Genomic DNA, 15,338 nt, shown 5'->3' with positions numbered 1-15,338 from the left:
GGAAATTACGTCCTATGAAACAAAAACGCTCCGCGAGGATGCACACTCGCGCGAAGCAGAAACATGTCGCAAGCGACCGCGCTCGGCGCGAGAATGTGCCAAGGCACATTCTTTTTTATTACCTAAAATTAGGGGCGTGAAAATAACTTGTGTAATTTTGGGAAATCCTGTAAAATATGGGCAGAAAATAACATGATTGTGAAAGCGGCGAAACCGCTGGAAAGGGAAACAGATGGAGCAGATCAATCGCGACGCGCTATTTTGCGACGAGACAGAGGATTACCGTTGTCCTTCGGAGGCAGATGCGGGTGAAGTCGTTACATTTTATTTCAGAACAGAGAAAAATGGAGCAGATGCGGTTGTACTGCTGGAATATGACCCGGAGACCGGGGCGCTTTTGCAGGAGTGGCAGATGAAACGGCTTTCGTGGGAGTGCTGTGCTGGCAGCGTTGGAAACGGTGCAGATACAAATCGAGGCATAGATGGTAGCGGTATGGCTGACAAGTCAGACAGCCGTTTTGATTACTACAGCTGTGCGCTGACTCTGGGAACGAAAACATTTTCGTATGTATTTCAGGTAACCTGGGGCGAGAACGTCTGTCTTTACAACCGGATCGGGCTGACAGAGGATGCGGCGGCGCACCCGTTCCGCCTGATTCCGGGATTTCATGTGCCGGAGTGGAGCAAGGGCGCGCTGATGTATCAGATCTATGTGGATCGGTTCTGCAACGGCGATCCTACAAACGATACGGAAACCAATGAATATATTTATCTGAAAAAGCCGGTCACCCGGGTGACGGACTGGAAGGAACCGATCAGTACACTCGATGTGGGACGGTTTTACGGCGGTGATCTGCAGGGTGTTTTAGATAAACTTGATTATTTAAAGAGTCTCAAGATAGAAGCAATCTACTTAAATCCGGTATTTGTATCACCGTCGAACCATAAGTATGACTGTCAGGACTACGACCATATCGATCCGCATTATGGAGTGATTCTGGAGGACGCAGACGGGCTGGTGTGCCCGGAAGATACGGACAATGACCGCGCACATAAATATATGACGCGGACGGCGGATGAGCAGAACCTGGAGGCGAGCGATGCCTTTTTTGCCCGCCTGATTGAGGAAGCACACAAGCGGGGAATCCGGGTGCTGGTGGACGGTGTGTTCAACCATTGTGGTTCTTTCAATAAATGGCTGGATGCGGAACTTCTGTACCAGCACGCGGGCGGCTATCCGCAGGGGGCATATGTCTCGGAGGACAGCCCGTATCGCTATTTTTTTCAGTTCCACAATGAAAATGCCTGGCCGTTTAATGACAGCTACGACGGCTGGTGGGGACACGCGACGCTTCCGAAGCTCAATTACGAGGAATCGCCGGAATTGTACCAGTACATTCTGGGGATTGCGAAAAAATGGGTGTCGGCGCCGTTTGGAGCAGATGGCTGGCGGCTGGATGTGGCGGCAGATCTGGGGCGGAGTGCCGGGATGAACCATCAGTTCTGGCGTGATTTCCGCGCGGCAGTCAAGGAGGCAAATCCGGAGGCGGTCATGATCGCGGAACATTACGGCAGCCCGTATGACTGGCTGAAGGGCGATCAGTGGGATACGGTCATGAATTATGATGCATTTATGGAGCCGCTGTCATGGTTTTTGACCGGGATGGAGAAGCACAGTGACGAAGAAAATCCGGCGCTGTTTGGGGATGGATGCGCCTTTTTTGAGGCGATGCGCTACCATATGAGTGAAATGCCGACGGCTTCCGTGCAGTGTGCGATGAACGAGCTGTCCAACCACGATCACTCCCGCTTTATGACGCGGACAAACCGCCGGGTGGGCCGTCTTGCGTCGGCAGGTGCAAAAGCAGCGGAGGAAGGCATCAGCTATGGCATTTTCCGCCAGGGTGTTGTCATGCAGATGACCTGGCCGGGCGCACCGACGATCTATTACGGTGACGAAGCGGGTGTCTGTGGATGGACCGATCCGGACAGCCGCCGGACGTACCCGTGGGGCGGGGAAAACCTGGAGCTGATCGAGTTCCACCGCTACATGAGCGGCATCCGGAAACGCTGTCCGGCATTTAGAAATGGTTCCCTGAAAGCGCTGGCGGCGGGAGATGGCTATATTGCCTATGGACGTTTTCAGAGTGCTCAGAGAGCTGGCGGCGCGTGCTGCGGCGTGACGGCGGTCAATACAGGTGATGACTGGCTGACGCTCAAGATTCCGGTCTGGCAGATCGGGGCGCGCGACGGGGCGGTCCTGCGCCGGGAAATGATGACCTATGAGGACGGTTACAACGCCGGACAGGTTGAACATGAGGTAAAGGACGGCTATATCGAGGTGAAAATCCCACCGGTCGGAAGTATCGTTTTGACGGGAAATGATACGGCATTGTAGGAAATGCGGCTTCGACAAGATATATGATTTCTGGCAGTTGAACGAGAAGAATCAAAAGCAGGAAAAAATGGAAATAAAAATATTAAATAAAATATATAAAAACACTTGCTTTTTTGAGATAGCCATGCTATAATCTTCAACTGTCAGAGCAATTTTGGATGGGTTCCCGAGTGGCCAAAGGGGGCAGACTGTAAATCTGTTGCGTCTCGCTTCGGTGGTTCGAATCCACCTCCATCCATTTGGCTTTGTGCCAGTCATGAGTAATAATGATGCCGGCGTGGCGGAACTGGCAGACGCACAGGACTTAAAATCCTGCGAGGGTTAAACTTCGTACCGGTTCGATTCCGGTCGCCGGCAGTATCGGGAACAGTTTTTAACTGTTCCCGATTTTGCGTTATACGGACGTATTTGCAGCGTTGGTTTATATCAGGATATAGAAATCCTGTCATAAACCGGCGCTTCTTTTGCATATAATACAAAGCAAAGGAGTGAAAACATGTCTGCATATCATCGGTTAATATCATATATCTATGCATACGAGGGCGGAATCAAAGGGAAAAATACGGGATTTGCGAAATTGGAGACGCGGGGAACTTCCTGCCGGATTCAGGTCAGCGTCCGCCGTGTCTTTGCGGGCGGCAGCCCGATCGGCGTATACCTTCTGGCAGGGCAGGAGGAGATCCGTATCGGCACCCTGTTTGTCCGTGGCGGAAATGGGGAGTTCCGTGCCGTCGTCAATTGTGAAAATATTGAAGGAAGCGGCTGCAATATGGAAGAGTGCTGTGGTCTGACTCTTCATGAGACGGACAGCGCATGGCGTGCCTATACGACGATCTGGGAAGATGCCGTCGCGCATGCGGCAGAGGTTGAGCTGGCGGATGTGACTGCTGAGAAAGTGCGGGAGCAGGAAGCAGAGAAGGAAGGCGCAACGCGGAAACTGGCAGAGAATGTAGCTGGGGAAGTGAACAGCGCGTCTGTAGGGAAAGAAAAATTGGATGAGGCGTCAGAACTTACCCGGTCGGGAGAAATGGAGAGTCAGGACACATCCACGGAGACAGAGAAGAAAGAAGCTGTGAATATAAACGAAACGGACTTCGGAATCAGCCAGCCCCAGCCAGAAAAGCTGGAGGATTCAAACCTGGAGATTTTCGAGGACATGGAAACCATGGAAGCGGTTCCAGATGTCTCAGAAACATCCGATCATCAAGAGGCAGAAGTTGTTCAGGAAGCGCAAACGGAAACACCGCAAGAAAGTTTTCAGGAATCCACTCAAGAAGTGCAAACGGAGACACCGAAGGAAAGTTTTCAGGAATCCTATCAGGAAGCGCAGACAGAGGCGCGACGGAAAGATTCTCAAGAATCCACCTGGGAAGTCCGGAAAGAAATGCCTCCAGATTCTCCACCAGACCATCAAGAGGCATTTCGGTCGGACTCTCAAAATCAAAAACAACCGCAACCAGATTCATCCAAGGAATTTTCGAAAGAAGATCCCGCCGAGACTCTCTGGGACCGCCTGCGCGTTACCTATCCGAAAGTAACCGCCTTCGAATGCTCCGACGGCTGCGAGATTCTGGTAATCAAACCGCAGGATATCGGGCTTCTGCCGCGGGAAAACTGGGTGTATGGAAATAACAGCTTTCTTCTGCACGGTTACTACAACTACCGATATCTGATTCTGGCGAGACTGGGGAAACCCGGCGAACGGGGGCGCTACATTCTGGCGTGCCGGGACATTATGGAAACAATGAAAAATATATGGCGGCGATGTTCGGCTTTGACCGCTTTGTCCGTTCCACCCGCCAGCCGCCGCGCGATAGCCGGTTCGGGTATTGGTATACGGATTTGAATTTTACATAAAAGCCGGTCGCTCCTTTTAGAGAACTCTTGACAAAGGATAGCTTTTCTGGGTAGGATGGATACGGGTCAAATGCTTTCAGGTGTTTGGTTGGCAGCGGAGCAAACTTGCCGGGAAACTGGGATAAGGATGTCTGTTGTTGGAAGCGGATAAATTTGAACGGAGGAAAAAGATAGAAATATATAAAACAAGAAAGAGGAAAAAACAGTGGCAGCAAAATTGACACGGGAAGAGAAATATATGAAAGCGGCGATCCGCGAGGCGAAGAAAGCCTGGGCGCTCGGAGAAGTGCCGATCGGCTGCGTGATCGTGTATGAGGACAAAATCATCGGCAGGGGTTACAACCGTCGGATGGTCGATCATAGCGCGCTGGCACATGCGGAGATCGCGGCAATCAAAAAAGCGTGCAAGCGCATGGGCGACTGGCGCCTGGAAGAATGTGAGCTGTACGTGACGTTGGAACCATGCCCGATGTGCGCAGGGGCGATCGTGCAGGCGCGGATTCCAAAAGTTTACATCGGTTCCATGAACCCGAAAGCCGGCTGCGCCGGTTCGGTACTGAATCTTCTGGATGAAAAAGGATTCAATCATCAGGTGGAGACAGAAGAAGGACTTTTGGGCGAGGAATGTTCGATGATGTTGAAAGAATTTTTCAAAGAATTGCGTGAAAAGAGAAAAAAGAAGAAAGAAGAAAAAGCTGGTGAATGATTTCCACCAGCTTTTTGCATTCCATATTTTCCGTTCAAACCGAAAGGTACAGTCCTTATTTGATTACGTGGATCCAGCCCTCCGGAGCTTTGATGTGACCCATCTGGATGCCGGTCAGTGTCTCGTAGAGTTTCTGGGTAACCGGACCCATCTTCTCCATACCTGCCGGGAAACAGATTTCCTTGCCGTGGTCAACGATCTTGCCAACCGGGGAGATAACAGCTGCGGTACCGCACAGACCGCACTCTGCGAAATCTTTTACTTCGTCTAAGTATACTTCACGCTCTTCGGTCTCCATGCCAAGGTAATCTCTTGCAACCTGCAGGATAGAACGGCGTGTGATAGACGGAAGGATGCTGTTGGACTTCGGAGTTACCAGCTTGCCGTCTTTGGTGATAAAGATAACGTTTGCGCCGCCGGTCTCCTCGATCTTGGTACGTGTCTGCGGATCCAGGTAGATGTTCTCATCGAAACCGTTCTTATGAGCATCGACGATCGCATGCAGGCTCATCGCGTAGTTTAATCCGGCTTTGATGTGACCGGTTCCGTGAGGTGCTGCACGGTCGAAATCGCTGACGCGGATGGTAATCGGTTTAGCGCCGCCCTTGAAGTACGGGCCAACCGGTGTACAGAATACGCGGAACTGATAGATGTTTGCCGGTTTAACGCCGATGATGGAATCATAACCGAACATATACGGGCGGATGTACAGGGTTGCACCGGAACCATACGGCGGTACGAATGCTGCGTTGGCTTCTACTACTTTTGTGATGGCGTCTACGAAGCGTTCCTTCGGGAATGGCGGCATTTCAAGGCCTTTTGCGGAATTCTCCATACGCTCGCCGTTTAAGTCAGGACGGAACGTAACGATATGGCCGTCCTCGGTCGTATACGCTTTCAGACCCTCGAAGCAGGTCTGTGCATACTGCAGAACACAGGCGCATTCATTCAGGGTAATATTCGGGTCGGAGGTAAGGACGCCTTCGTCCCAGGAACCATTCTGGTACATGGAAACATAGCGGTAATCCGTTGGCATATAGCCGAAACCGATGTTGCTCCAGTCGATATTTTTCTTTTCCATAATCGTTGCTCCAATCTTACAGAATTTTATGATTTAGTAACTGTTTGACTTTTTGCAGTCGCTAGATTTATACCTATTATAATGATTTCTTTCTTCTGTTGCAAGATTCTGGGATAAAAAATGATAAAAAAACAATAAAATGTATTTTTATACAATGCTTGTTAGTCAAGCTCCGGCTTGACAAAACGGCGGCTGCCATGTATACTAAACAGGCTGACGGTCTGCAGGTCATTCCGTCATATAAGACCAAGTCATAAAGTTTCCGCACAGCCGGGGAGTTAGCGGTGCCCTGTACCTGCAATCCGCTATAGCAGGGGTGTTGTCCGACCGAGGGCGTTTTTACTGTGGGGCTGCCCCTGAAAAGTGGCGTTGAAGTCTGGGTCTTGCGCAACAGAAATCTGTGAACCGTGTCAGGGCAGGAATGCAGCAGCACTAAGCAGAAGCTTCTGTGTGCCGCAAGGCAGCCTGGACCGAGTTAACTGTCAGGGTAACGTCCATGGCATACGTTCGAAGCCGGGCGTGCGGATTTTTTTTATAAGAAAATAGATGCAGAAACCAGCATTTTTGCAGGTGTGTGAATATAGCCGGGATATGTGGAATTTGATTTGCCAAGGGGTAGGAATACCGTGCCGGAGCAGATTAAAAGCGCGTATCCCGGTATTTTTATGTCTATGATATTTGTAAGGAATTTTTTCTTGCCCGCGGGATATGATTGTATTATAATTACAAAATGGGTGTAGTTTATCCTGATATGGGGGTTGTTGGAAACTTAGAATAAGGGTAACTGTGAAGGTACTGGACGGTTATGAAGAAAGGGAAAGCGCTCATGAGAAGAATCGGTATGTTAACCAGCGGCGGCGACTGCCAGAGCTTAAATGCGACGATGCGAGGCGTGGCAAAATCGCTGTACAAGATGTTCGATGACATAGAGATAGTTGGATTTGAAGACGGCTATAAAGGTCTTATGTATGCAGACTACCGGATTATGAAACAGTCGGATTTTTCCGGGATTCTGACACGCGGAGGTACGATTCTGGGAACTTCCAGACAGCCTTTCAAGCTGATGCGGATGCCGGACGAGAACGGTCTGGATAAAGTGGAAGCGATGAAACACACCTATTACAAGCTGAAACTGGAATGTCTCGTCATTTTAGGCGGCAACGGCAGCCAGAAGACGGCAAATCTGCTGCGGGAGGAAGGACTCAATATCGTTTCTCTTCCGAAGACCATAGACAATGATCTCTGGGGCAGCGATCTTACGTTTGGATTCCATAGTGCGGTTGATGTGGCGACCAATGCCATCGACTGTATTCATACGACGGCGGCGTCTCATGGCAGAGTCTTCATCGTGGAGATCATGGGCCACAAGGTGGGATGGCTGGCGCTCTATGCAGGCATCGCGGGCGGAGCTGACATCATTCTCCTGCCGGAGATCCCGTATGATATTGATGTGGTGGTAAATGCGATCCGCAGCCGTACTAAAAATGGCAAGAATTTCACGATTCTGGCGGTCGCAGAGGGCGCGATTTCCAAGGAAAATGCAGCCCTGACCAAGAAAGAATTAAAAGAAAAGAAGAAAAATGGACCGGTTTATCCGTCGGTCGCTTACGAGCTGGGCGCCCAGATTTCCGAGCGGACGGGGCAGGAGATCCGTGTGACGGTTCCGGGGCATATGCAGCGCGGAGGCGAGCCATGCCCGTATGACCGTGTGATTGCGACGCGCCTCGGCGCGGAGGCAGCAGAGATGATCCGCCGCAAAGAATACGGCTATATGGTCGCTTTAAACAACAATAAGATTGAAAAAATTCCGCTCGCGGACATTGCCGGTAAATTAAAGATGGTCGATCCGAAGAGCGATATTATCCGGGAAGCTAAGGATGTAGGCATCAGCTTCGGCGACGAATAGTAAGGAAGTAGTAGTTTATGTCATATACAGCACTGTACAGAAAATGGCGTCCGACGTCCTTTGAAGAGGTCCGGGGTCAGGACCATATCGTAAAGACCCTGAAAAATCAGATCAACTCCGGGCGGATCGGGCACGCGTACCTCTTCTGCGGGACACGCGGAACCGGTAAGACGAGTATTGCCAAGATCTTTGCACGGGCAGTCAACTGTGAACATCCGGTGGACGGCAGCCCCTGCGGCGAGTGCAGTATGTGCCGCCAGATTGCGGAAGGAGCTTCCCTCAATGTGGTGGAGATCGATGCGGCATCCAACAATGGTGTGGAAAATATCCGCGATATCCGGGAGCAGGTGCAGTACCCGCCGACGGATGGGCGCTACCGTGTCTACATCATTGACGAGGTTCATATGCTTTCGATCGGCGCGTTCAATGCGCTCTTAAAGACGCTGGAAGAACCGCCGTCCTACGTTATATTTATCTTGGCGACGACGGAGGTCCACAAGATCCCGATCACGATCCTGTCCCGGTGCCAGAGATATGATTTCAAGCGGATCTCGATCGATACCATCGCGGGACGGCTGGCGGAGCTGACGCAGGCGGAGCAGATCGATGTAGACGACCGGGCACTTAGGTATGTGGCACGTGCGGCGGATGGCTCGATGCGAGATGCGTTAAGTCTTCTCGATCAGTGCGTGGCGTTCCATTTCGGGGAAAAGCTGACGTATGACAATGTGCTCGAGGTGTTGGGCGCGGTCGATAACCGCGTGTTCAGCAAGCTGTTTCAGGCGGTGCTTGCAAGTGATACGAAGGCGTGCATCCGTGAGATTGAGGAAATGATCATCCAGGGGCGCGATCTTTCGCAGCTTGTCAACGATTTCGTCTGGTATATGCGAAATCTCCTGATTGCCAAGACGACCGACGAACCGGGCGATATGCTCGATATGTCGGAGGAAAATCTGGCAGTTTTAAAGGAAGAGGCGGCAGGCGTTGATACGGAAACGCTGATGCGTTACATCCGTATTTTCTCGGAACTTTCCGGGCAGCTGCGCTACGCGTCACAGAAGCGGATTCTGGTGGAGATTGCCTTTATCAAGCTGACGACGCCGTCGATGGAACAGAATCTTGATTCCATTTTACAGCGGATTACGCTATTAGAGCAGAAAATGCAGGAAATGCCGGACAATCTACAGAAACTGGCGTCCCTTGCACCGGCAGCGGGGCAGGCGGCATCCTCCAAAACGGCTGTGGTGGAAACGCCGCCTGAGCCGAAGAAGGTATCCCTTCCACCGGCACAGTACGAAGATCTGATGCTGATGCGGAAAGAATGGGGACGGATTGCGTCCCTGAGCCAGCTTGTGGGTTCGATTAGACTCAGTCTTCCCAAGACAAGTGTAGAACCGGCGGGCGAAGGCTGCCTTTGCATTGTGTGTACAGATGAAAATACGTTTGGAATTATCAATCGGGAGCCTGAGCTTAAAAATTTGCAGGAAGTAGTGCAAGAAAAATACAAAAAGACTCTGCAATTTAAAGTCCGTTTAGAATCATCTGCTGTGCCGCAAAGAACGGTTTATGTCAGTGATGAGGATTTAAAGAACGCAATCCATACCGATGTGATTGTCGAAGAGGATGATTCCGTGTAGTGGAGCTTGCCAAAGATGAGCCTTGTTTTGTAATGCAAGAAGCTGTGATTAAATGCAGATAAATGATATTAGTGGGTTTATATGATATATAGAACCGGCTGCAATCGGCAGCCAGTCTGAATATAAATAAAAAGAAGTGAAAGAGAGGAATGACACCATGGCAAAACGTGGCGGTTTCCCAGGCGGTATGCCGGGCAATATGAACAATTTAATGAAGCAGGCGCAGAGAATGCAGCGCCAGATGGAAGAGAAGCAGAAAGAGCTGGAGGAGAAGCAGTACAGCGCATCCGCAGGCGGCGGCGCTGTAACCGTGACCGTATCTGGTAAAAAAGAGGTTCTTTCCGTGAAACTGTCTGAGGAAGTAGTGGATCCGGATGATATCGAGATGTTAGAGGATCTGATCGTGGCGGCGACCAACGAGGCCTTCCGTCAGGCGGAAGAGGACAGCAGCCAGATGATGTCCCAGTTGACCGGTGGCCTTGGCGGTCTGGGAGGCGGATTCCCGTTTTAAGCGATGGATTATTACAGCAGCCAGATTAGCAAGCTAATCGAAGAATTGTCAAAACTTCCCGGAATCGGAAGTAAATCGGCGCAGCGTCTTGCATTTCATATCATCAATATGCCGGAAGAACAGGTCAGGCACTTGTCCGGCGCGATTCTGGAAGCCAAGCAGAATGTGCGTTACTGCAAGGAGTGCTGCACATTGACGGATAAGGAACTATGCCCGATCTGCAGCAGCGACCGGCGAGATCATGAGACGATCATGGTGGTGGAAAATACGCGCGATCTGGCGGCATATGAAAAGACAGGAAAATACAACGGGGTCTATCATGTGCTGCATGGGGCGATCTCCCCGATGCTGGGGATCGGGCCGGGCGACATCCGGCTCAAGGAGCTGATGACTCGCCTGCAGAAAGAGGAGGTTCGTGAGGTCATTATCGCAACCAACTCAAGCCTGGAGGGCGAGACGACCGCGATGTATTTGAGCAAGCTGATTAAGCCGACAGGGATCCGGGTGACGCGAATCGCCAGCGGCGTTCCGGTCGGGGGCGACTTGGAATATATTGATGAGGTAACGCTTCTGCGCGCGCTGGATGGGCGTACAGAGCTGTAGCCGGTGAGCAAATAAAACGTTACTGGGCACGTATGCGTGAACAGTAACAATAAAACTTCTGCCGCGGCAGGAAGTTAGGAGATGCATAAGATGGATAAATACGAGTTTAACATCAAGGTAGAGCAGATTAAGAAACTGGTTAACAAGGGAGATTTCGAGACGGCGATGAAGATCGCCGATACCATCGACTGGCGTCGTGTACGCAGCACCAGCCTGCTTACGATGATTTCCCAGATTTATGAGAAAAATGCAGAGTATCAGGATGCCAAGGATATTTTATTGCTGGCATATGAGAGAGCGCCGCTTGGAAAGGGGCTTTTATATAAGCTGACCGACCTTGCACTGCGTGAAAATAATATTCAGGAGGCAGAGGCATATTACCGGGAGTTCTGTGAGCTGTCCGGCGATGACCCGCGCCAGTATCTGCTTCGTTTCCTGATTCTGGAGGCGAAGGATGCGCCGTTAGAGCAGCAGATCAATTCTCTGGAGAGATATTGTCAGGAAGAGCTGGATGAGAAATGGCTGTACCACCTGGCAGAGCTTTATCATCAGGCGAACCAGGCGGACGACTGTGTGCGGATCTGCGACAAGATCATGCTGATGTTCGGTCTTGGCAAATATGTGGACAAGGCAATGGAACTGAAACTTCAGTATGCGCCGCTGACGAAATATCAGATGGATCTGGTGGAAAACCGCGAGAAGTACGAAGAGAAGCTGCGTGCGGTGGAAGAAGAGTACAAGAACGGTACATACCGCAAGCCAGAGCCGGAAGGAGAGTATCTGGATACGGATGAGCCGGAGGCAGAGCTGGACGACGAACCGGAGAACGAGCCGGAGGGACAGCCGGAGCAGGCAGAGCCAGAAGAGAAGGCTGGAAAACCGAAAGCTGAGACAAAACCGGCGGACGAGAAAGTAGAAAAGGCTGCGCTGGACGAGGATGTAGTAGCAAGCCTTCATGAAGCACAGGCGGAAGAAGCGCTGGCAAAAGAAGTGTCCAAGATCAAGCCTTACGATGAGGAAGAGGGCGCATCCGAAGGGGAGACACGTGTTTTCAGGAATCTCCGCGACCTGGAGCCGGCAGAGGCAGAGGAAAAGAGCGAGGAAGCTCCGATTCATGAATTTGAAGAGGAAGAGGAAACCATAGTGGAAGACTGGGATTTCGAACCGGAAGAGGAAGAAGAGGAGATCAAGGAATCAAATCATCTGATGATCGAGGCGGAAGATCCGGCAGCCGGTCTTGCGATGGCACTTGATTCCCTGAAAAAGATTCACCGCGAGCTGGGAACCAAGCATCCGGTTGCCAAGATCAGCGGTGCAAACCTTTCCCATCGCGGCATCGCATCGGTGGCGGAGCGCCTGGCAGGCAAGGATCTGGTGGTCGAGCATGCAGCTGATCTGGACGATTTGACGGTGGAAGAGCTGGAAGAACTGATGACACAGGATGAAACCGGCATGGTCGTTGTTCTGATTGATACGCAGGCACGTTTAGAGCAGATGCACCGCGCATATCCGGCATTAGCAGAGCGTTTCCAGTATATCGGCTGTGAAAACCAGAAAGACGATGCAGCGAAGCTGGCACAGGCGCGCGAGGAAGAGCTGAAACGCCAGCAGGCGCAGCAGGAAGCAGAAGCAGCCAGAAAACGCCAGGCAGAGCGTGAAGCGGAGATCCGCCGTCAGGCAGAAAAAGAGGCAGAGGAAAAACGCAGACAGCAGGAAGCAGCAGCCCGCCGTGAGGAAGAAGAGCGCGCCAAGGAAGAAGCACAGGCACTGGCAGCCAAAGAGGCAGAAGAAGCGCGTAAAGCGGAGGAAGACCGCCGTCTGGCAGAGCGGCAGAGAGAAGAACTGCGCCGTCAGGAAGAGGCAAGACGCGATGACGAGCCGGAGTATGAAGACGAAGAAGATCACTACGAGAAGGACGAGTATGAGCCGGAGGATGATTATGCGCGTGGCGGCTATCGTGATGATTATAAGGACGATTACAAAGACAGCTATAAAGACGAACGCGAGGACGACGAGTATTCCAATTATCCAGAGGATGAGCCGGAAGAGAAACCGTCCAAAAAGTCCGGCGATATGGATGTTGAGGAGTTTGTTCAGTATGCCTGCAAATATGCATCGGAGATCGACTGCAGTATTTCGGGAAAGAGCATGCTGGCTCTGTACGAGCGCGCTGAGATGATGGAGGAGGATGGAGAACCGCTTACCAAGACAAGTGCCGAAGATTTGATCGAGGAAGCTGCAGATAAGGCGGAGAAGAAATCCTTCAGCGGACTGTTCTCATCGAAATATGATAAGGATGGACTTCTGATTCTGAAAGAGAAACATTTCTTTGATTAATTAAAACAATTCGAGAAATTTTAAAATTAAAACTAATTAGTAAAAGAGAGCGCTGCGGGGGAATGCTTCCCGGCAGCGTTTTCTGGTAGTGGACAGTAAAAAGAGATACGGGAGAGAAAGATGGGAACACGGTTAATAGCCCTCGATTTAGATGGGACACTGTTAAATGAAAAAATGCACGTGTCGGAAAAAACAAGACAGGTGATGGAACTGTGCGCGCAGCGGGGAATTGAGATTGTCCCGGCGACCGGGCGCGCGCTCCCGGCAGTGCCAGAGGAGGTTTTGAGCCTGCCGGGCGTCCACTATGGCATATTTACAAATGGGGCGGTCGTCCGGGATTTCAGGAAAAATACCTGGGTGTCGGAAAGCTGCCTGAGCTGGGAAGAGACGATCCGGGTGATTGAGGTGCTGCGCCGGCATCCGGTTATTTACGATATGTATGTATCGGAGGGCGGCGTCAGCGAGACGCGATTGCTGGCACAGCTGGAAGAATACGGGATACCGGAACGTGAATGCGCCTATATCCGGGCGACGCGCCGGGCAGTTACTGACATGGTGGAGTATCTGCGGGAGAAAAAATGCCCGGTGCAGAAGATGAATTTAAATTTTAAGGACCGGGAGAGCAAGCAGGCAGTCCGGGCAAAGCTGGAAGCGATGCCGGAGGTTCTGGTGACCTCCTCGCTTCCGTGGAATCTGGAACTCAACGCGGCGGGCATCACAAAGGGGAGCGGGCTGCGGAATCTCTGTCAGTATCTGGGAATTGAAGCGGAGGAGACGATGGCATTTGGAGACGGCGAAAACGACTGGCCCATGCTGGAGGCAGCAGGAATCGGCGTAGCGATGGAAAATGGCGCCCCATTTTTAAAGGAACGCGCAGACCGGATTGCCGCTTCGAACCGGGAAGAGGGCGTAGCGGAGGCGATCAGACAATGGGTGCTTATATAAAAGAAAACTGGCTGTTCGTGGTGGTGGCAGTCTATCTGGTTTCCATGGTACTGTACGGGCATTACCGCGGATTTGTCCGCCTGGCAGTCTCGGCCGTTTCCCTGGTGCTGTCGCTGGGGGTGGTTCATTTTGGTGCGCCGTCTGTCGCGAATCTGCTTCGCAGCAATGAGGTGGTCTATCAGGCGGTGGAGGACAGCGTGACGAAATTTATTCAAAAGGACGATGAGGCGGAAAATGAGGCAGCTGACGCGGCGCCGCCATCCGTACAGCGCAGTATTATTGAAGAAATGGAGCTTCCGGAACAGTTAAAGGATGCGCTTCTGGAGAATAATAACAGCGAAGTTTACGAGGCGCTGGGTGTAAGCAGCTTTACCCACTACGTCAGCCGTTATCTGGCAAACAGCCTGATCAATATTATAAGTTTTTTCCTGCTGTTTGCAGCCGTGTTCGGCGGACTGCGTGTTCTGTCCGTATCGCTCAATGTGGTCTCCCGGCTGCCGATCATATCGGGGCTGAACCGTCTGGCAGGTGCCGTGCTGGGGGGTGCGGAAGGGATCTTTTTCGTCTGGATTGCAGCACTGCTTATTACACTGTTCTCGGCAACGACGATTGGTGAACTTTTCCTGAACCAGATAGAAAGCAATATCTGGCTGACCTGGCTGTATGACCACAATATGCTTGGAAGCATCCTGATGGGTGTTGTGAAACGGATTATTTAAAAGCGTATAGAGAAAAACTGTGATATTGAAAAACGGCACACCGCATTCTCGCTACTTAGTGATGAGTTAGGTGTGCCAAATTTTTTATTTCAGTCGAGAAGACTCCCACCTCTTTAGGTGGCGAGTAATAGCAAATTTGTCTCAGTGGGAGTTGGGTCTCCGACTGAGATAAACGCTCCGCGAGGATGCGCAATGATTCTGTATGGAATATGTCAGCGAAAAAACAAGTGAAAAGCCCTTGACAAGTTAATGCTGAAATGGTAAACTCTAACTCTAACGTGTTTTGACGTTGGTCTGCATATGCAGGGAAAATCGAATATCACAGGTTTTCTTATTTGCGAAAATGTTTTGAAAATTAAGAAAAAATAGTTGACAACGACAACTGCCTATGATATGATATTCAAGCTGTTGAGCGAAAGCTCAGTTGCGAAAAATAAAATAAAAAAGTTGTTGACAAAGATAACCGCTTGTGGTAATATAAATGAGCTGTCAATGAGACAACAACAAAGAACCTTGAAAACTGAACAGTATGTAAAACCCTGAAAATTCTAAGAACAAAGGCTTTTGGTTAAGCCTTGAAGTTCAAGAGAACATTCAGAACAAAACCAAAACAACAGTAATAACGGTTAAAATTAGCC

At 50.9% G+C, this 15,338-nt stretch carries 11 protein-coding genes, 2 tRNA genes and 1 other RNA gene; 13 read left to right on the top strand and 1 reads right to left on the bottom strand.

Annotated elements, in window-relative coordinates:
• The first annotated feature begins 232 nt into the window (after window positions 1–232).
• The 5 genes from DWX76_RS11890 to tadA all read left to right on the top strand — a co-directional run bounded on the left by DWX76_RS11890 (window position 233) and on the right by tadA (window position 4,961).
• Window positions 233–2,398, top strand: coding sequence for a glycoside hydrolase family 13 protein (locus tag DWX76_RS11890; RefSeq protein WP_118570755.1), 2,166 nt, complete (start codon window positions 233–235; stop codon window positions 2,396–2,398).
• Window positions 2,399–2,554: 156 nt separating this feature from the next.
• Window positions 2,555–2,636 (top strand) — tRNA-Tyr (locus DWX76_RS11885).
• A 33-nt stretch (window positions 2,637–2,669) separates the two neighbouring features.
• Window positions 2,670–2,755, top strand: a tRNA-Leu gene (locus DWX76_RS11880).
• A gap of 139 nt (window positions 2,756–2,894) precedes the next feature.
• A complete protein-coding gene (locus DWX76_RS11875; RefSeq protein ID WP_412694064.1) occupies window positions 2,895–4,244 on the top strand; it encodes a hypothetical protein in 1,350 nt (449 codons plus the stop codon).
• A gap of 228 nt (window positions 4,245–4,472) precedes the next feature.
• Window positions 4,473–4,961 (top strand): tRNA adenosine(34) deaminase TadA, encoded by a 489-nt coding sequence (tadA, locus tag DWX76_RS11870; protein WP_117796687.1) that lies wholly within the window; start codon window positions 4,473–4,475, stop codon window positions 4,959–4,961.
• A gap of 55 nt (window positions 4,962–5,016) precedes the next feature.
• Here tadA and DWX76_RS11865 read toward each other — a convergent pair whose 3' ends face one another.
• A complete protein-coding gene (locus DWX76_RS11865; protein ID WP_118293773.1) occupies window positions 5,017–6,042 on the bottom strand; it encodes a branched-chain amino acid aminotransferase in 1,026 nt (341 codons plus the stop codon).
• Window positions 6,043–6,304: 262 nt separating this feature from the next.
• Here DWX76_RS11865 and ffs point away from each other — a divergent pair.
• The 8 genes from ffs to DWX76_RS11825 all read left to right on the top strand — a co-directional run bounded on the left by ffs (window position 6,305) and on the right by DWX76_RS11825 (window position 14,700).
• Window positions 6,305–6,567: signal recognition particle sRNA large type (ffs, locus tag DWX76_RS11860), an RNA gene on the top strand.
• A 301-nt stretch (window positions 6,568–6,868) separates the two neighbouring features.
• A complete protein-coding gene (locus DWX76_RS11855; RefSeq protein ID WP_118473071.1) occupies window positions 6,869–7,948 on the top strand; it encodes a 6-phosphofructokinase in 1,080 nt (359 codons plus the stop codon).
• A gap of 17 nt (window positions 7,949–7,965) precedes the next feature.
• Window positions 7,966–9,585, top strand: a complete 1,620-nt coding sequence (gene dnaX, locus DWX76_RS11850; RefSeq protein WP_118293774.1) for a DNA polymerase III subunit gamma/tau — start codon at window positions 7,966–7,968, stop codon at window positions 9,583–9,585.
• A gap of 157 nt (window positions 9,586–9,742) precedes the next feature.
• Window positions 9,743–10,096 carry a YbaB/EbfC family nucleoid-associated protein gene (locus DWX76_RS11845; protein WP_022359050.1) on the top strand — a complete coding sequence of 118 codons (354 nt, stop codon included), beginning with the start codon at window positions 9,743–9,745 and terminating at the stop codon, window positions 10,094–10,096.
• Between the two features lie 3 nt (window positions 10,097–10,099).
• On the top strand, window positions 10,100–10,699 hold the full coding sequence (gene recR / locus DWX76_RS11840) for a recombination mediator RecR (protein ID WP_022359051.1): 600 nt from the start codon (window positions 10,100–10,102) through the stop codon (window positions 10,697–10,699).
• Between the two features lie 90 nt (window positions 10,700–10,789).
• Window positions 10,790–13,036: a hypothetical protein gene (locus DWX76_RS11835; RefSeq protein ID WP_107001684.1), complete on the top strand. Its 2,247-nt coding sequence runs from the start codon at window positions 10,790–10,792 to the stop codon at window positions 13,034–13,036.
• Between the two features lie 120 nt (window positions 13,037–13,156).
• The gene (locus DWX76_RS11830; RefSeq protein WP_118570754.1) at window positions 13,157–13,981 is read left to right on the top strand and encodes a Cof-type HAD-IIB family hydrolase; all 825 of its coding nucleotides are present in this window, start codon (window positions 13,157–13,159) and stop codon (window positions 13,979–13,981) included.
• The gene (locus DWX76_RS11825) at window positions 13,966–14,700 is read left to right on the top strand and encodes a CvpA family protein (protein ID WP_118570753.1); all 735 of its coding nucleotides are present in this window, start codon (window positions 13,966–13,968) and stop codon (window positions 14,698–14,700) included. The genes DWX76_RS11830 and DWX76_RS11825 overlap by 16 nt, the downstream gene beginning before the upstream one ends.
• Window positions 14,701–15,338 lie beyond the last annotated feature (638 nt).

Source organism: Clostridium sp. AF21-20LB (genome assembly GCF_003478795.1).
Classification (GTDB): domain Bacteria; phylum Bacillota; class Clostridia; order Lachnospirales; family Lachnospiraceae; genus Otoolea; species Otoolea fessa.
The sequence above is the reverse complement of the archived record's forward strand: the minus strand, read 5'-3'. Positions and strand labels throughout refer to the sequence as shown.

What these genes read in the sequence shown, in the direction of transcription:
- dnaX (WP_118293774.1), top strand. Translation starts at nt 7,966, where the DNA reads ATGTCATATACAGCACTGTACAGAAAATGGCGTCCGACGTCCTTTGAA.
- DWX76_RS11845 (WP_022359050.1), top strand. Translation starts at nt 9,743, where the DNA reads ATGGCAAAACGTGGCGGTTTCCCAGGCGGTATGCCGGGCAATATGAAC.
- DWX76_RS11890 (WP_118570755.1), top strand. Translation starts at nt 233, where the DNA reads ATGGAGCAGATCAATCGCGACGCGCTATTTTGCGACGAGACAGAGGAT.
- DWX76_RS11875 (WP_412694064.1), top strand. Translation starts at nt 2,895, where the DNA reads ATGTCTGCATATCATCGGTTAATATCATATATCTATGCATACGAGGGC.
- DWX76_RS11825 (WP_118570753.1), top strand. Translation starts at nt 13,966, where the DNA reads ATGGGTGCTTATATAAAAGAAAACTGGCTGTTCGTGGTGGTGGCAGTC.
- DWX76_RS11835 (WP_107001684.1), top strand. Translation starts at nt 10,790, where the DNA reads ATGGATAAATACGAGTTTAACATCAAGGTAGAGCAGATTAAGAAACTG.
- recR (WP_022359051.1), top strand. Translation starts at nt 10,100, where the DNA reads ATGGATTATTACAGCAGCCAGATTAGCAAGCTAATCGAAGAATTGTCA.
- DWX76_RS11855 (WP_118473071.1), top strand. Translation starts at nt 6,869, where the DNA reads ATGAGAAGAATCGGTATGTTAACCAGCGGCGGCGACTGCCAGAGCTTA.
- DWX76_RS11865 (WP_118293773.1), bottom strand. Translation starts at nt 6,042, where the DNA reads ATGGAAAAGAAAAATATCGACTGGAGCAACATCGGTTTCGGCTATATG.
- DWX76_RS11830 (WP_118570754.1), top strand. Translation starts at nt 13,157, where the DNA reads ATGGGAACACGGTTAATAGCCCTCGATTTAGATGGGACACTGTTAAAT.